Raw genomic sequence first — 16625 nt, forward strand, 5'->3', positions numbered from 1 at the left:
TTTCTGATCTGCTTGATCTGGCTTGGCTGGCTGGGTCATGAGGCGCGAAAGAAGAGATGGCTGACAAGGCTGAAACTGCTGTGACTGCGAACAACGCGGAAATTATAGACCTGGCCGCCTGGTTGCAGACGCCCATCGGCGATTACCTGCGCCAGTGGGAGCAGCAGCACCTCAATGCGCTCACGGCCGACATCTTCGGATTCAACGCCGTGCAGATCGGTTCCCCCCAGATCCACGCCCTGCAGGCCAACCGCATGCCCTATCGCTGGCTGGCCGACAACCGCATGCCGGTGGAAGGGCAGTCCGAGCTGGAAATTCCCCAGGTGGTGACGCAGGATTTCGGCGAACTGCCTTTTGCCACTCAGAGCCTGGACCTGGTGGTGCTGCCCCATGTACTGGAATTCGCCGCCGAACCGCACCAGGTGCTGCGCGAGGTGGAGCGGGTGCTGATCCCGGAAGGACAGGTCATCATCTGCGGCTTCAATCCCAGCAGCCTGTGGGGCATGCGCCAGGTGGCCGGACGCCTGACCGGTGCCCACTTCCTGCCGCAGGATGGTGAATTCATCCGCCTGCCGCGCCTGAAGGACTGGCTGAAGCTGCTGAACATGGAAGTCAACCGCGGCCACTTCGGCTGCTACGCGCCGCCTTGCGAGACGGCGCAATGGCTGGACCGCTTCGGTTTCATGGAAAAGGCCGGCGACCGCTGGTGGCCGTATTTCGGTGCGGTCTACATCGTCCAGGCCATCAAGCGGGTGCCCGGCATGCGCCTGATCGGCCCGGCCCTGCAACGGCAGAAACTCAAGGCCCCGCGCGGCGTGCCGGTGACCAACCGCATCCACAAAACCGATTGAAACGAGGGCGTGTCGGCGCGATCAGGTATCATCGCGGCCCGCCTGTCATGCGCAAATGCGCATGTGCAACCAGATTGAAGTGAAGAGCATGGACAAAGTAGAGATTTATTCCGATGGCGCCTGCAAGGGCAATCCCGGCCGTGGTGGCTGGGGCGCGTTGCTGGTGGCCGGTGGCAAGGAGAAGGAAATCTTCGGTGGCGAGCCCAACACCACGAACAACCGCATGGAACTGATGGCGGTGATCCAGGCCCTGAACGCCCTCAAGCGTCCTTGCGAAGTGGTGGTGCATACCGACAGCCAGTACGTGCAGAAGGGCATCAGCGAGTGGATCCACGGCTGGAAGGCGCGCGGCTGGAAGACCTCCAGCAAGGAGCCGGTCAAGAACGCCGACCTGTGGCAGGCGCTCGATGCCGCCCAGCAGCAGCACCAGGTGGAATGGCGCTGGGTGCGTGGCCACAACGGCCACGCCGGCAATGAACGGGCCGACCAGCTGGCCAACCGGGGCGTGGACAGCATAGGCTGACCGTTCCGGCGTTTTCTTTCATATCAGTGTTTTAGCAGCATCCATATCAGCAGGAGCAAGCATGCGTCAGATCATCCTCGATACCGAAACCACGGGCCTTTCGCCGCGCAACGGCAACCGCATCCTGGAAATCGGTTGTGTGGAGGTGCTCAACCGCCAGCTTTCGGGCAAGAACCTTCACTTCTACATCAATCCCGAGCGTGACTCCGAAGAAGGCGCGCTGGCCGTCCACGGCCTGACCACCGAATTCCTGGCCGACAAGCCGACTTTCAAGCAGATCGCCGCCGAGTTCCTGGACTATGTGCGCGGGGCCCAGATCATCATCCACAACGCGCCCTTCGACGTCGGCTTCCTCGATGCGGAACTGGCCTTGCTGGGCCTGCCACCGTTCAAGGAGCACGTTTCCGACGTGGTGGACTCGTTGCAGATGGCCAAGGAGCTGCACCCGGGCCGCCGCAATTCGCTCGACGCCTTGTGCGACCGTTACGGCATTTCCAACGCCCATCGCGTGCTGCACGGCGCACTGCTGGATGCGGAGCTGCTGGCCGAAGTCTATCTGTCGATGACGCGCGGCCAGAATTCGCTGACCATGGACCTGGGCGCCGAAGAAGAAGTGAGCGAAGGCGAAGGCAAGCTGGAACTGGCCCCGCTGGCGGAGGTGATCGTGGTGGCGGCCAGCGAGGAAGAACTGGGTTTGCACGAAGACGTGCTCAACCAGCTCGACAAGGAGGCGCGTGGCAGCTGCGTGTGGCGCTTTGAACCGCCGCCGCCGGAAGCGGCTGCAGAGGCGGCCTGACGCTAGGCAGTGCAGGGGGCTTTGTCGTCGTCCGGCAGCGATGTCGATAAAAAATGAAGAATTATTTACGAAGCACTTGCGCAGGCCGAAAAACGTTGGCATAATCTCGCTTCTCGATTGGCGCTGCAGCAAAAAGCCAGTCAGGTACGGAAGGTTAGCTCAGTGGTAGAGCACTGCATTCACACTGCAGGGGTCGCAAGTTCAAACCTTGCACTTTCCACCAAATTCAGAAAAGCCCGCCTTGTGCGGGCTTTTCGCATTTCTGCGCTTTCTTCCGTTTTTCTTTCCACGTTTTCTCTCTCTGCATGGCGGGCGTGATCCGTTAAGCTAGCGGCCATTCGTCAAGAACAGGACCCCAACAGCCATGCACGACATCATCTGCCCCCACTGCGGCAAAGCCTTCAAGATTGATGAAGCCGGTTACGCCGACATCCTCTCGCAAGTGCGCGACAGCGCCTTCGAGCAGCAATTACATGAGCGTCTGGAACTGGCCGAGCAGGACAAGCGCAACGCCATCGAACTGGCGCGCGCCAAGTCTGAAGCCGAGTTGCAGAAGGCGGCCGCGGCCCGCGATGCCGAGATCCAGGAATTGAAAGCGCGCCTGGAAGCCGGCGAGATGGCGCAGAAGATGGCCGTGGCCGAAGCCATGGCCAACGTGGAGCGCGAGCGCGACAAGCTGGCCCACGACCTGGAGCAGGCCAGGAAGGAAAAGCTCGCCGACCAGCAACTGGCCCAGGCGCGCCTGGCCCAGCAGCTGCTGCAGACCGCCAGCGAGAAGGATGCCGAAATCCAGGCATTGAAAGCGAAGATGGATTCCATCGCCCTGACCCAGAAGCTGGCCGTCAACGAAGCCGTCGGCGCGGTGGAGAAGCAGCGCGACGAACTCAAGAGCAAGCTGATGCACGCCGAGCTGGAAAAGCAGCTGGCCGAGAAATCACTGAAGGACAAATACGAGACCCAGCTGAAGGATCGTGAAGACATGATCGAGCGCCTGCGCGACATGAAGGCGCGGCTCTCCACCAAGATGGTGGGCGAGACCCTGGAGCAGCACTGCGAGACGGAGTTCAACCGCATCCGCGCCACCGCCTTCCCGCGTGCGTATTTCGAGAAGGACAACGATGCACGCAGCGGCAGCAAGGGTGACTACATCTTCCGTGATACGGATGAAGGGGGAACCGAGATCGTCTCCATCATGTTCGAGATGAAGAACGAGAGCGATCGCACCGCGACCAAGAATCGCAATGAAGACTTCCTCAAGGAATTGGACAAGGACCGCCAAGAGAAGGGCTGCGAATACGCCGTGCTGGTCTCGCTGCTGGAGCCGGAGAGCGAGCTGTACAACACCGGGATTGTGGATGTATTTCACCGCTACCCGAAGATGTACGTGGTACGTCCGCAGTTCTTCATTCCCATTATCACGCTGCTGAGGAACGCCGCGCTCAATTCGCTGAAATACAAGAATGAGCTGGCGGTGGTGAAGGCGCAGAACATCGACATCACCAATTTCGAATCCGAGCTGGATACCTTCAAGGCGGCGTTTGCCAAGAACTACGACCTGGCCTCGCGCCGCTTCCAGACGGCCATCGACGAGATTGACAAGTCCATCGACCACTTGCAGAAGACCAAGGAAGCTCTGCTCGGCACCGACCGCAACCTGCGGCTGGCCAATGACAAGGCGCAGGATGTGACCATCAAGCGCCTGACGCGCGGCAATCCGACCATGGCGGCGAAGTTTGCGGAGGTCAAGAAGGAGCAGTCGGACGGCGTGGAGTGAATGTCGCGTATGCAGTGAGGGGCTGACTCCTTCATAAGGAAGCGATCAGGCTGGCGCCGCAGGCTGTGGTGTCACCGTGATAGGCGACCTGCTTGCCGTGGTGCTTGCGGGTGCTGCCGCCGCCGTTGGGCTGGATGGCGAACTGGCCTTTGCATTGGGGGCATTGCGTCATGTCGCCTTCGAGCGCGACGCCTTTACCCATGGCCTTGAGCGTGTCGCTGGCGGAGATCACTTCGCCGCCGTGGGAGGTTTTGTCGCCGAGGCGGATGACGGCGCGGCCTTGTTCGTCTTTCATGTGAGGCTTTCAGTGGAGGCGGGGAGGGACGTCTTGTGCCCAGAGACGGGCGTTTGCGGCGGGGTCTTTTTTGCCGTGCCAGTTTTTCATTTCTCTTTTGTCGCCATCTGGATACTCGTTGCGTTCAAGAGCAAGCGCCGTTTCCGCCCAACCCACTGGCGTGTCTCCTGCGGGTTGATCGAATGGGGCGTCGGGTTCGATGATGCTGATTTTGGCGACTGCCTCAGACCAGATGGGATCGCGGCAGGTCCGGAGCGCCATGAGGCGGAATCCGGTCATTAGCAAGATGAACGGCATCATGGAGATGCGATAATTTGCGCTGGCGCGCATGCCGAATCCGTACATGCAGAACAGAAAGCTCTCCAGGCTGTTCTCCTTCTCTTTGAAGAACAACAAAGGCTTGGGTAATTCTGCCGGACCATGATTCATGTACCAGCACCAGTAGTTCCATTGGGAGAGGAGATCTTCCAGACTTTCGTCGTCTTCCCATTTTTACCAATTGCGACTGTACGCGTGACGTTGCCGTCATGGTCAACCTCGTAATATCGAATATCGTAGAAACGGCGGTGATGGGCCACGCCACGGTGAATACAAAAAATGGCATTTTCATCCCAAGGAATTTCCCATGTGATATCTCCTTGTCCCGGCTTGGAGAAGAATCTCCGTCGGCGGATGGCATAGATTTTTTTCTCTTTGCGATTGAAACGTATGGGGCGGCGGGTTAGCGAAAAGAATTCGTCGCGACCATATTTGAACGCCATATATGTCACGCGAATCAATGAGCCGATTAATGCGCAGTAGACAGCAACTACCCCTATGCCAATCGACGGTACAGGAATTAGGACAATCCTTATTAATGTCACAGCGAATAATGCTGAAAAGAAAGCGGCAATGAATACCCCGCCTGCCAGCCATTGCCGATCTTTAAATGGCTGATCTGTAACATCCATATAAGTCGAGTTGATTCTAAAGATGGTTGCGGTATCTCTGCGCTCTGAACTGACCGGCTTATCGATGGGTAGACGATGCCTGAGATCCCACGCGGGAATAGGCTGGTCAGCTTTGTGTGGGAACACGCGTTCATCCATGGAAATATCCTAATGCCGGGGAGGAATGTCTTCAGCCCAAAGCAAGGTATTCCGCGCCGGATCTTTTTGACCGCGCCATGCCTTCATGTCGCTCTTCGGGTCATAGGGGTACTCGCCCCGCTCAATGGCCTGCGCGGTTTCTCCCCAGCCTGTTGGTGTTCCTCCCTTTGGTTCATCGAAAGGATCGCCAGGTTCTATGGTGCTGAGTGCCTCGATGGCCTGTGGCCAGACGGGGTCACGGCAAGTCCACAATGCCATGAGACGATGACTGGTCATCAGCAGGACGAACGGCATTACCGAAATACGATAAGCTACGCTGGCGCGTGTGCCGAAGTCGTAAAGGCAGAACAGGAAGCTCTCCAGCGCGGTTTCGCGTTCTTTGAAGTAGAGCGGCGGCCTGGGTAAATCGGCTGGTCCGTGATTCATGTACCAGCACCAATAGTTCCACTGCGATAGCAAGCCTTGGAGATTTCGTTTCCCCTCCCACGTCCGGCCAATCGCCATGGCGCGAATGACGTTGCCGTCTTGGTCCACTTCGTAGTGCCTTATATGGTAGCTGGGCCCGTGGTTGACTATCCGTTTGTGGATGCAGAAGATCGCGTTCTCGTTCCAAGCAATCTCCCATGTGAAATCACCTTGGCCCGGCTTGGAAAAAAATCGGCGATGACGGATCGCATATATTATTTTCTCCTTTCGGTGGAATCGGATTGGGCGGCGTTTCAATGCAAAGAACTCATCCTTGCCGTACCTCCAAGTCAGATACGCAAAGGCGGCGGAACTTCCCAGAAGTATTAACCAGACTATTGCCAAACTGAAGACAAACTCTCTCGCTGGATGGATCAACATATAGCCGATGAGCCCCAATGGGGCGACAACGCCGATGCAGGAGGTAAGGACTCCACCTGCGTGCCACTGCCTATCTCTATACGGCTGATCGGTAACATCCATGTACGTGGAATTGACTCTAAACACCGTGCCAGTATCTTTACATTCCGGACCGACTGGTTCGTGAACAGATAGCCTGTGTTTCAAATCCCAAGCTGGAATGGGGGCGCCAGCCTTATAGGAAAAGATGCGTTCGTCCATAAGTCAAGTTCCAGCTATCCGGTTGAAGGCCTTAATCTGGTCCTCGAAAGAACTATATTTTTCCCCAAGAGAAAAGTCACATCGGGAAATCCAAGTCTTTAGCTGACTGTTGTTAACCAAAGCGAGGGCGATTCCTACGGCAAAGGATAAAAGTAGAAGCGGAGCCCATATGGATGTGATTGCATAATAGGCTGCCAAGGCGATGCCTATTCCTAATATCCCGTTCAGTACATAAAGCGCCATAAGACGGTAGTTTTCGTCTTTGAATGCTTGCGGAGCATTAAATAAGAGGTCATAAAGTCCTGCTAAGACGCCAGCTACCATTCCGGCTTTACGAGCACGTTTTAGGATAGTGCTAACGAGTTCTGCGTCTACCGCCCATTGATTCCGGATAAATACTGCCAACGGGTGCTCCACCGAGTTCTCAACGCTTACCATCGCAATCTCGACCATCGTTGCACTCAGGCTGATAATTGCTAACGTAGCTTTTGTGCGCGTTTCCCACTGATTGAACTGATCATTATTATCGAGATCCGTCATGGCAAAATTCAGCGCCGCCATTTGTACGATCATGGTCACGACGCCAAGCTTGAAGTCTCGCGGTGATCCCGACCCCAGCCAATTCTTCGCCGTGGTAACCCCAGGAATACCAATGCCCTTGATGCTTCCTGGCGCGATGCGGCCATCCTTTTCAAGAGCGCCGATGTCCAGCTCATAGTAGAAGTGGTTCTGAACTCTGGCCCGCTTGACAGCCTCTCGCGCTTGGGTGCGCGCATCGGCTCTGGTTTCTTTACGGTCTGTCTCCAGTTTTATGCCTTGTTCTTTCGCTTGTGCGATAGCCCATTGCGCTACATCGACACGGCTCATGTTGCTGACCTTGATGCCAACTCCACCCAAAAGCTGAAGGTGAGTCAGTGCAATTGCTCGTGCGAGGGCAGTACTGCTCCCGCTAATGGCTTTGACAAGTACATTGCCTGTAGTCAGCGCCAAGCGATCAATCATTTGCTCCGCCTGCTTCGGATCGTCCAAGCGCAGGATTGCACCTTTGTAGACGTTGAGAATGTTTTCGAACTGGAAGTCGCTACCCTTGAGCTGCGTCTCGGTAGCCGCGATGATGTCTGCCTGGTTGAGCAGCAAGGCGCGGGCATATCCGAGTCCTGCAGATAATTGTTGGTCGCACTGTGCTCGACGCTGACGATCAGCAATTCCGGATCGCGGTCGTGATCATGCGAGGTGGCGGGCGCCGAAAAATGTCCCGTCAGGCGGAAGGTCCGGCCCGGCTGGAGAAAGCGGCAATTGCCGATACCTTCGAAGAGTTGCGCCGCCGCCTCGAACTCCTCCATGCGCAAGCGGCTTTGGCGGTCGCCGTCGTCTCGATTGGAAAAGCCATAGGCGCCTGCATACTCGTAATGTTCTACCAGCGGCACGGCGCCTTGCTTGTTCAGGGTCGGTATTTGAACATCCTGTGGCCGCGCCGCCTTGAAGTCGTAACTGGAGAGGCGCGTGCTGGACGGCTGGAACTGGCGCACCGCAGACCATTGGGCCATGCCATCTTCTTCGATGGCGCCTCCATGATGCTGGAAGGGGACCAGGCCTGTGCCGTCGATCGGCTGGGCATAGGTCGAATCATCCGACAGTCTCAATTGATGGCCGTCTGCCTGGTGTTCGTAGTGGTAGTACCAGCCAGCGTCTTCCCAGCGCCGATGCAGGAGGTTGCTGTCGCTCTCGTCGAACTGGAACATCTCGGTGCGCTGTGCGTCGCCATGGCGCAGCAGGCAGTCCCATCGCGCATGCAAAGGATAGGCGCGGAAGATTTCGGTACTCAGTCCTTGCAGGCTGAGATGATGAAAGATGCGATTGTTCCGGCGCGCGGCCAGGAAGGCCATCCACGGCACCAGGCGTGCCTCGTAGAAGGCGATGCCGCCATCGGTGCGTACAAAGCGGAAGCGGTCCACGTGGCCGGTGAAATGGCGCGGCGTGCCGTCTGCGCGAATCAACGCCACGCGCAGCAGCTTGCCCATCAGCGCCTCCAGCGGGATGCAGGCGTCGTTGCTGAGAAGTTCGAGCGTGTAAGCGTAATCGCGGCTCAAGGCCTCGCTGGCGTCGAGGCGATTGATCAGCAGTTCGACGTCGGGGGCATCGTCATTGACGAAGTGAAGTTGCAGGATGCGGTGATGCTGGCGCTGCCGGGTCAGGCTGTCCCAGCCGGTGGTGCGGGAATGCATGCGTGTCCTTCTGCGGGAAAAATGAATGTCCCGAAGAAGGCAGGGAAGACTTCAGCAAGCCAAATCGGGAAGCGCAGATGTTGCACGATGGCTTGCTTGAAGTCTGTTGAATTGCTTCGATAAATGCCGTGTATTTGTTTGGATGAGGATCCCGCCGGACGCCGGCAGTCCGCCGATTTCAGGACTGCGAGAACGCGATGAATTCGTCTGCGAGACTACGATAGAGGCGCCGATATTGTGCCAGCCTGCGCTGCAGTTGTGCCTGCCTTGCAGCATCAGGGCGATACCATTCCAGTACCTCGGGCGGGACGCACACGCTGGCCACATCCTCCCCCGTCCGCGCCAACCTCCCCAACCTGGCCGCCCCCAACGCCGCCCCCACTTCCGCCCCCGCATGCCGCCGCAGAGGCATCCCCAAGGCGGTCGCACACAACTCTCCCCAGAACGCACTACGCGACCCGCCCCCCACAAAAGCCGCACTCTCCAGCGTGGTGCCCGCAGCCTGCAAGGCCGCATAGCCATCGGCCATCGCAAAGGCCACGCCCTCCATCACCGCATAGGCCAGATGCGCAGTCTCATGCGCGGGCGTCATGCCGAACAGCACGCCCTTTGCCGTCGCATCATTGTGCGGCGTGCGCTCGCCATTGAGATACGGCAGGAACAAGGGCGCCTGTGCCTGCTGCGTCGCCGTCAGTCGCTCCGCCCCCGCCACCAGCTCCGCCACCGGCCGCGCCGTCACGCCGGAGAGCCAATGCAGGCTGGCTGCTGCCGACAGGATCACGCTCATCTGGTGCCATTGACCAGGCAGGCAGTGGCAGAACGCATGCACACCTTGCTGCGGATTGGGAGCATGCCGCGCCGTGGCGGCGAACAAGACGCCCGAACTACCCAGCGACAGGAAAGCATCGCCCGCCTGGATCACGCCGATGCCCACCGCGCTGGCCGCATTGTCCCCGGCACCACCGGCCACCACCACCGGGCCATTGATGCCCCATTCGCGCCGCAACTCCTCACGCAACTGGCCGGCCACGTCACTGCCTTCGACCAGGCTCGGCATGTGGCTGCGATCCAGCCCGGTGGCCGCCAGCATGCGGTCGGACCAGTCGCGCCGCGCCACATCCAGCCACAGCGTGCCAGCCGCGTCCGACATCTCGGAGACGAATTCTCCCGTCAGTTTCCAGCCCAGGTAATCCTTGGGCAACAAGACCTTGTCGATGGCGCGGTAGACCGCCGGTTCGTATTTCGACAGCCACAGCAGTTTGGGTGCCGTGAAGCCCGGCATGGCCCGATTGCCGGTGATGGCGGGCGCATCCGGCACCAGCGCTTCCAGTTCCACGCATTCCGCATGGGCGCGCATGTCGTTCCACAGGATGGCCGGGCGCAATACATTGCGGTTGCGATCCAGCAGGGTGGCGCCATGCATCTGACCGGAGATGCCGATGCCGCGCAGGGCCTGGAAAGCCTGCGGGGCCTCGGCGCGCAACGCGGCGATGGCGTCGAGCGTGGCGTTCCACCAGGCCTGCGGTGCCTGTTCGGACCACAGCGGATGCGGGTTGTCCACCCGCAGGCGGGCGCTGCTGGTGGCGATGACGCGGGAGTCGTCGTCGGTGAGGACGAGCTTGACTTCGGAAGTGCCGAGGTCGATGCCGAGATAGCTCAAATCATTTTCCTTTGCGTGCAAGTGGAGAGGCGCTACGCGACCGCCCGGACTTCGTCGTTGAGCCGGTGCAGCGCGCGAAAGCGCGAGGGCGGCATGCCCTTGTGGGCCAGGAACTGGCGATTGAAATTGGAAAGATTGTTGAACCCGACCCGGTAGCACACCTCGGTGACGCTCAATTCGGTGCACATCAGCAATTCGCAGGCCTCGTTCAGGCGCAATCCGTTCTGGTACTGGATGAAGGTGCAGCCCGTATGCCGCTTGAAGAAACGCGTAAAGCTGCTCACGCTCATGCCCGCCAGTTCGGCTACATCACTCTCGCGCAGGTTGCCGCCCAGGTTCTGGCGGATGCAGGAGAGCACCTGGTTGATGGTGGAGGACATGTGCCGCTGGGCATCCAGGTCGTAGCCCGGCCCGGCCAGGGGCTTGCGTTCGCGGCAGGAAGCCAGCTGTTCCAGCACGCTCATCATCAGTACCACACGGCGCGCGCCGCTGGCCTGTGCCAGGTCCTGCATCAGCGGGATGATCGACCTGCCCAATGCATCAGGAAATTGCAGGCCGCGCGCCGCCCCCTCCAGCAGATCCTGCAAGGGCGAGAGCTCCGGGATGGCGCCCAGCATGCGGTCGGCAAAGGGCCGCGAAAATTGCAGTACCAGGTCGCGCGCGCCCACGTGTTCGCCCGCGCCCAGGTTGCTGACCCAGTTGTGCGGCAGGTTGGGACCGGTCAGCACCAGGTTGCCGGGACCGAAGTCGCCGATGAAATCGCCCACGAAAAACTTGCCGCTGGATGCGGTGATGACGTGGACTTCGTATTCAGGATGAAAATGCCACTTGGCCACCGTGTGCGGGTAGTCATGCACCCACGCCCTGAACGATTCGTCCTGGCGGGTATGGACCAGCTCCAGATCCGGACTCATGCTTTGTCTCCTTGCCATGCGGGCCGTCGTCATGGCCGCGGGCCGCGAAGGCGGCGGGTGGCAGCGACAGGTTCTCTCCGCTTTGTACATCGAACACGTGCAACGCGTGCTGATCGAAGGCCAGGTGCAGGCGCTGTCCCGCCTGCGGCAGGTGCTGCGCGCTCACCAGGGCAGTCAGCGTCTGTGCGCCCCAGCGGGTGGTGAGCAGGGCATCGGCACCCAGGATCTCCACCAGTTCCACATCGACCGCGCAGGTCAGGCTGTGGGCGGCGTCCTGCTCGCCGGCCAGGCGGACATAGTCAGGACGCACCGCCAACTTTACCGACATTCCCGGAACCAAGCGTGAAAACCTTTCATCTTGCAGGATCCAGCGCTGGTCTTCGCAGCGCACGGAGAGCGTTGCGCCATCCCGTTCGACCACGCCATCGAGGAAGTTCATGGCGGGCGTGCCGATGAATCCCGCCGCAAAGAGCGTGCGCGGATAACGATAGAGTTCGGCTGGCGAGCCCGCCTGCACGATCTGCCCACCTTGCATGAGGATGACGCGGTCAGCCAGGGTCATGGCTTCCAGCTGGTCGTGGGTAACGTAGACGGTGGTGGTCCGCAGGCGCTGGTGCAGGCGCTTGATGTCGCCGCGCAATTGCGCGCGCAGCTTGGCATCGAGGTTGGAGAGCGGTTCATCGAACAGGAACACCGACGGCGTCTTGATGATGGCGCGCGCAATCGCGGCGCGCTGCTGCTGGCCGCCGGACATGGCGCGCGGCTTGCGTTCGAGCAGGGTATCGAGATTCAACATCGCCGCCACCTCCCGCACGCGGCGGTCGATTTCGTCGGCCGGGCGCTTCAGGCGGCGCAGGCCGAAGGCGATATTGTCATACACGTTCATGTGCGGATAGAGCGCGTAGTTCTGGAACACCATGGCCACGTTGCGATCCCGCGCGGGCAGGTCGTTGACGACCTTGCCGCCGATGGAGAGGGTGCCGCCGCTGATCTCTTCGAGGCCGGCGATCATGCGCAGCATGGTCGATTTGCCGCAGCCCGAGGGGCCCAGCAGGACCACGAATTCGCCGTCACCGATGGTGAGGTCCAGCGGATGCAATACCGGCGGGCCACCGGCGTAGTGCTTGGACAAGCCCTGGCAGTGGATGTCGGCCATGGTCAGCCTTCCATCTCGATCTGGATCTTCACATCCTGCGGCAGGCCGCGCGCGGCTTCTTCGAAGGCCTCAATCCCCTGCGAGAAGGGGAAGCTGCGTGAAATGAAAGGCTTCACATCGATCATTCCCGAGCTCAGCAGCGCCAGTGCGCGCGGGAAAATGTTGGCATAGCGGAAGACCGATTCCAGCCGCACTTCCTTGGTCTGCATGGTCACCACGTCCAGCGCCACCGGTTCCGGCGGCATGCCCACCAGCACCGCGCAGCCACCGGGACAGACCAGGTCCAGCAGCGTCTGGTAGACGCCGGCATGGCCCGAGGCCTCAAACACCACATCGGCCCCCCAGCCCTCGGTGACCTGCTGCACCACCGCGCTCAAGTGCTGCTGCGTCACGTCCACCGTGATGACGGCGGGATTGCTGGCGAAATGGGCCAGCTTCTCCGCCACCACATCAGCCAGGATCACACGCGCCGCGCCCCCGGCCAGGGCGGCCAGTGCAGTCATGGCGCCGATGGTCCCGGCGCCGATCACCACAGCCGTATCGCCCGGCTTCATGCGCGCCTTGGTGGCGGCCTGCAGGCCGATGGACAAGGGTTCGACGATGGCCCCTTCGGCAAAGCTGACATTGTCCGGCAGTCGATAGGTGAACGCTGCCGGATGTACCACGCTGCCGGTGAGGCAACCGTGGATCGGCGGCGTGGCCCAGAAGCGCACCGAGGGATCGAGGTTGTACAGGCCGCGCAGCGTGGCCGGTGAGTCCAGGCGCGGGATGCCCGGCTCCATGCAGACGCGGTCGCCGACCTTGAGTTGCGTGACGGCGCTGCCGACTTCGATGATGGTGCCCGAGGCCTCGTGCCCCAGCACCATGGGTGCTTCCACCTTGAAGGGACCGATGCGGCCGTGGGTGTAGTAGTGCAGGTCGCTGCCGCAGATGCCGACGGTGTGGATGCGGATGCGCACATCCTGGGCACCCAGTTCCTGCGGCAGGTCGATGTCGCGCAGGGCCAGTTCACGCGTGGCTTCGAGTACGAGGGCTTGCATGGGATCTCCTTATTTTCCGGTGAGGATGGAATTCAACAGCCGGCTCAAGACGCCGACAAAGATCAGGGGCGGCAGCGCCAGCAGGACGGTGGACGCGTTGATCACGCCCCACGGCACTTCCTGCCCCATGGAAGTAAAGGCCGAGGCCACCACCGGCAGCGTGGCGCTGTTGGAGGAGGTCAGCGCCAGGGCGATCATCAGTTCGTTCCACACCAGCACGAAGCTGAAGATGATCCCGCCCAGCAAGGTGCCGGCGCAGTTGGGCAGGGCGATCTTCCAGAACACCGCGTAGGGGCCGTAGCCATCGAGGGTGGCGGCTTCCTCGATCTCGCGCGGCATGCGCTGGAACACGGGGATCGACAGCCAGGTAATGGTGGAGAGCGTGGTCAGCAGGTAAGTCACGATCATGGAGAAGCGCGTGTCATACAGCCCCAGGTCGACCCAGATCGCAATGAGCGGAATGGCCACCGCCACCGGCGGCAGGAAGCGCAGCGAGAGCAGGAAGAACTGGATGTCGCGCTTGCCGGGCACGTGGTAGCGCGCAATCACGTAGGCTGCCGGCACGCCCATGAGCGTCCCCAGCAGTACGGCGCTACCGACGATGACGGCACTGTTGGTCAGGCCCACCAGTACCTCCGGACTGCCGATGACCTGGCGATAGTTCTCCAGCGTCGGCGTGAAGAGGAAACGCGGCGTGGGCGTGACGATGTCCAGCAAGGTCTTCAAGGAATTGAGCAGCGCCCACAGCAGCGGAAACACCGCCACCAGTACCAGCAGGATGCCCACGCCCCAGACGGCGCAGCGTGTGATCAGTCTTCCCATTTGCTCACCCGTTTCCAGATCAGGGTAAAGATCAGTGTGGTAGCCACCATCATCAGCACCGCCATGGTGGAGGCATACGAGACCTTGCCGGAGAGCCCGATGCCTTGCGCATAGGCATACATGTCCAGCGTTTCGGTGGCCACACCGGGCCCGCCCTTGGTCATCACGTAGATCAGGTCGAAGGAGCGCAGCGACTCCACCATCTTGATGAAGACCAGGCTGATGAGCGGGGCCTTCAACATCGGCAGGGCGATGTAGGCATACACCTGCCAGGTGCGGGCATGATCCAGCCGCGCCGCTTCCAGCGGTTCGGGCGGCAGGGTTTCCAGCAGCTTCAAGACGATCACTGCGAAGAACAATCCCCACTGCCAGATATCCACGGCCGCCACCGCATAGAGCGCCAGCAGCGGGTCCGACAGGAAGGCCGTGTCATGGATGCCCACCAGCCCCAGCAGCCAGCCCAGGATGCCGGTCAGCGGCGAATACATGAACTTCCAGATGAAGGCGGCCGACACGCGCGGCAGCAGCACCGGCGTGATCAGCAAGACGCACATGGCTTGCCGCCATTTTCCATGGACGTTTTCAAACAGGTAGATGGCGATGAGGATGCCGGCCACCACAGCGCCCAGCACGGTGACCACTTCCCAGATCGCCGAGACTTCGATGGCGTTGAGGAAGCGCCGGTCCGACATCAGCCGCTCGATATTGCGCAACCAGACGTAGTCGCTGTCGGGATAGCGCAGCACGCGGTTCTTCAGTGCCAGGTTGATCGCCGCCACCGTCGGCACCAGCCCCAGTACCAGCATCACCAGGAGCGACGGGCCGAGGAACAGGTAGGGCAGCGAGGTCTTTCCACGATTGAACATGCAGGACTCCGGAGTCCGCCCCGTTCCGGCACGGGAACGGGGCGGCTACATCGTTTGACGCGGTTGAATGAAGGAAATTATTTACGCGGGTGTTCCATCGCGTCCTGCGCATACTGGGCGGCTTCGTCCAGGGCGCGGGGAATATCCTTCTGGGTGCCGGTGAAGACTTCTTCCAGCGCCACGCCCAGGTTGTCGCCGATGTCCGGCCACTGCGGGCTGGGCCAGATGGTCAGCTTGGAGACCGGTGTGGTGTCCTTCAGGCCCGCCAGGATCTGCGGCTTGACGTTCTTCTGGAAGTAATCGCTCTGGATGGTGCTGGTGCGGTTGTAGTCGCTGAAGACCTTCTCGCGCAGGCGTGCCTGTTCCTGCTCCTTGCCGGTGGCAAAGGCGATGAACTTGCCGGCCGCCTGGCGCGTGCACTCGTCCTTGGCCCCGATGGCGGAGATGGCCAGGCCGTGGCCGTAGGCGGCCGAGGGCAGCGGTGCCGGCGGGCGGGCGTAGCCGACCTTGTCGGCCACACTGGATTTGCTGCTGTCCTCCATCCAGTCGGCAAAGGGCGTGGACTCGATCATGAAGGCCACCTTGCCCGAGCGGAAGGCTTCCAGCGCATTGCTCCAGTCATAGGTGGCCGCGCCCGGGGGACCGTACTTGAACAGTTCCGCATAGAGCTGCGTGGCCTTGACGGCGGCCGGTGAATTGAAGGCCGGCTGGTTGTTCTTGTCGGTCCACTGGCCGCCCTGGGCCAGCATGAAGGGCGCCCAGCGCCACACGTTCATGCCCGAGCCGCGCTGGCCGCGCGCCACCCAGCCATAGACGCCGGGCGGCGAATGCAGTTTCTTGATGTCGGCCACCAGTTCGTCCAGCGTGCGCGGGACCGGCAGGCCCGCTTTTTCCAGCAGGTCGCGGCGATAGAAGAGGAAATCGGAACCGCCGATCAGCGGGGCGAAATACGCCACGTCCTTGTAGCTGGCCACCGCCCGGCGACCGGGCAGGAAGTCGTCATAGTCGGCCTCCTTGGGGAAATACTTCAGCAGCGGTACGATCCAGCCCGCCGAGGCGAACTCGGCCACGTTGGCCTCATCGACGTAATACACCTGGTAGGAACCGGCCTTGGTGGAAGCATCCAGGCGCGACTTGGCGCGCCGGTCGTTCTCGCCGAAGTAGCTGATCTCCACGCGGGTGCCGGTGCGCTTCTGGTAATCGGCCAGCGATTTTTCCATCACCGTCAGGCCCAGGCTCTTCTGCGCCAGCACCTTCAGCACGGGGACATTGCAGGACTGCGCCGATGCCACCAAGGGCAGGGCAGCGCCAAGGACGGCGCACGCGGCGCCCAAGCAGATCTTGTTCACGGGTTGTCTCCTGGTATTTTTTATCGTTCAGGTCGGACGCAGATGCGGGGGGAGTCGCAAGCACCCTTTGCCTTCACAGGCAGGAGCAAGAGTACGAGGGCAGGGCGCGCCGCTCCACGCCAAAAGCGTGCAGCGGGCTGATACTTTTTGATCGTTTGTTGTGGCGGCGGCGCGTTTTTG

General features: G+C 60.8%; 15 protein-coding genes, 1 tRNA gene and 1 pseudogene. 5 read left to right on the forward strand and 12 right to left on the reverse strand.

What is annotated here, in order from left to right; genetic code table 11:
• Nucleotides 1-56 precede the first annotated feature (56 nt).
• The 5 genes from CEJ45_RS09130 (at nt 57) to CEJ45_RS09150 (ending at nt 3944) form a co-directional block, all read left to right on the forward strand.
• Nucleotides 57-851, forward strand: coding sequence for a class I SAM-dependent methyltransferase (locus CEJ45_RS09130; RefSeq protein WP_088754837.1), 795 nt, complete (start codon nt 57-59; stop codon nt 849-851).
• A gap of 88 nt (nt 852-939) precedes the next feature.
• On the forward strand, nt 940-1374 hold the full coding sequence (gene rnhA / locus CEJ45_RS09135; RefSeq protein WP_034340887.1) for a ribonuclease HI: 435 nt from the start codon (nt 940-942) through the stop codon (nt 1372-1374).
• Nucleotides 1375-1435: 61 nt separating this feature from the next.
• Nucleotides 1436-2170: a DNA polymerase III subunit epsilon gene (gene dnaQ, locus CEJ45_RS09140; RefSeq protein WP_039784504.1), complete on the forward strand. Its 735-nt coding sequence runs from the start codon at nt 1436-1438 to the stop codon at nt 2168-2170.
• A gap of 148 nt (nt 2171-2318) precedes the next feature.
• A tRNA-Val gene (locus tag CEJ45_RS09145) sits at nt 2319-2393 on the forward strand.
• A gap of 141 nt (nt 2394-2534) precedes the next feature.
• Complete coding sequence (locus CEJ45_RS09150; RefSeq protein ID WP_088754838.1) at nt 2535-3944, forward strand: DUF2130 domain-containing protein; 1410 nt, start codon at nt 2535-2537, stop codon at nt 3942-3944.
• A 31-nt stretch (nt 3945-3975) separates the two neighbouring features.
• Here CEJ45_RS09150 and CEJ45_RS09155 read toward each other — a convergent pair whose 3' ends face one another.
• The 12 genes and pseudogenes from CEJ45_RS09155 to CEJ45_RS09210 all read right to left on the reverse strand — a co-directional run bounded on the left by CEJ45_RS09155 (nt 3976) and on the right by CEJ45_RS09210 (nt 16445).
• The gene (locus CEJ45_RS09155) at nt 3976-4239 is read right to left on the reverse strand and encodes a PAAR domain-containing protein (RefSeq protein WP_034340905.1); all 264 of its coding nucleotides are present in this window, start codon (nt 4237-4239) and stop codon (nt 3976-3978) included.
• A gap of 9 nt (nt 4240-4248) precedes the next feature.
• Nucleotides 4249-5327: pseudogene (locus CEJ45_RS09160) on the reverse strand (DUF6708 domain-containing protein).
• Between the two features lie 9 nt (nt 5328-5336).
• Nucleotides 5337-6413 carry a DUF6708 domain-containing protein gene (locus CEJ45_RS09165; protein WP_088754839.1) on the reverse strand — a complete coding sequence of 359 codons (1077 nt, stop codon included), beginning with the start codon at nt 6411-6413 and terminating at the stop codon, nt 5337-5339.
• 3 nt (nt 6414-6416) lie between these two features.
• Nucleotides 6417-7529 carry a T6SS effector BTH_I2691 family protein gene (locus CEJ45_RS09170; protein ID WP_277622415.1) on the reverse strand — a complete coding sequence of 371 codons (1113 nt, stop codon included), beginning with the start codon at nt 7527-7529 and terminating at the stop codon, nt 6417-6419.
• Complete coding sequence (locus CEJ45_RS09175; RefSeq protein WP_241517314.1) at nt 7412-8638, reverse strand: type VI secretion system Vgr family protein; 1227 nt, start codon at nt 8636-8638, stop codon at nt 7412-7414. The genes CEJ45_RS09170 and CEJ45_RS09175 overlap by 118 nt, the downstream gene beginning before the upstream one ends.
• A 178-nt stretch (nt 8639-8816) precedes the next feature.
• On the reverse strand, nt 8817-10298 hold the full coding sequence (gene xylB / locus CEJ45_RS09180; RefSeq protein WP_088754840.1) for a xylulokinase: 1482 nt from the start codon (nt 10296-10298) through the stop codon (nt 8817-8819).
• Nucleotides 10299-10330: 32 nt separating this feature from the next.
• Nucleotides 10331-11212 (reverse strand): AraC family transcriptional regulator, encoded by an 882-nt coding sequence (locus CEJ45_RS09185; protein WP_088754841.1) that lies wholly within the window; start codon nt 11210-11212, stop codon nt 10331-10333.
• Nucleotides 11148-12368: an ABC transporter ATP-binding protein gene (locus CEJ45_RS09190; RefSeq protein ID WP_088754842.1), complete on the reverse strand. Its 1221-nt coding sequence runs from the start codon at nt 12366-12368 to the stop codon at nt 11148-11150. The genes CEJ45_RS09185 and CEJ45_RS09190 overlap by 65 nt, the downstream gene beginning before the upstream one ends.
• 2 nt (nt 12369-12370) lie before the next feature.
• Nucleotides 12371-13408: an NAD(P)-dependent alcohol dehydrogenase gene (locus CEJ45_RS09195; protein ID WP_088754843.1), complete on the reverse strand. Its 1038-nt coding sequence runs from the start codon at nt 13406-13408 to the stop codon at nt 12371-12373.
• A 9-nt stretch (nt 13409-13417) separates the two neighbouring features.
• The gene (locus CEJ45_RS09200) at nt 13418-14230 is read right to left on the reverse strand and encodes a carbohydrate ABC transporter permease (RefSeq protein ID WP_088754844.1); all 813 of its coding nucleotides are present in this window, start codon (nt 14228-14230) and stop codon (nt 13418-13420) included.
• On the reverse strand, nt 14218-15096 hold the full coding sequence (locus CEJ45_RS09205; RefSeq protein WP_088754845.1) for a carbohydrate ABC transporter permease: 879 nt from the start codon (nt 15094-15096) through the stop codon (nt 14218-14220). Before CEJ45_RS09205 ends, CEJ45_RS09200 begins: the two co-directional genes overlap by 13 nt.
• Before the next feature lie 77 nt (nt 15097-15173).
• Nucleotides 15174-16445 (reverse strand): ABC transporter substrate-binding protein, encoded by a 1272-nt coding sequence (locus CEJ45_RS09210; RefSeq protein WP_088754846.1) that lies wholly within the window; start codon nt 16443-16445, stop codon nt 15174-15176.
• Nucleotides 16446-16625 lie beyond the last annotated feature (180 nt).

Origin of the sequence: Herbaspirillum aquaticum, assembly GCF_002213425.1 — a bacterium.
Classification (GTDB): Bacteria; Pseudomonadota; Gammaproteobacteria; order Burkholderiales; family Burkholderiaceae_D; genus Herbaspirillum; species Herbaspirillum aquaticum.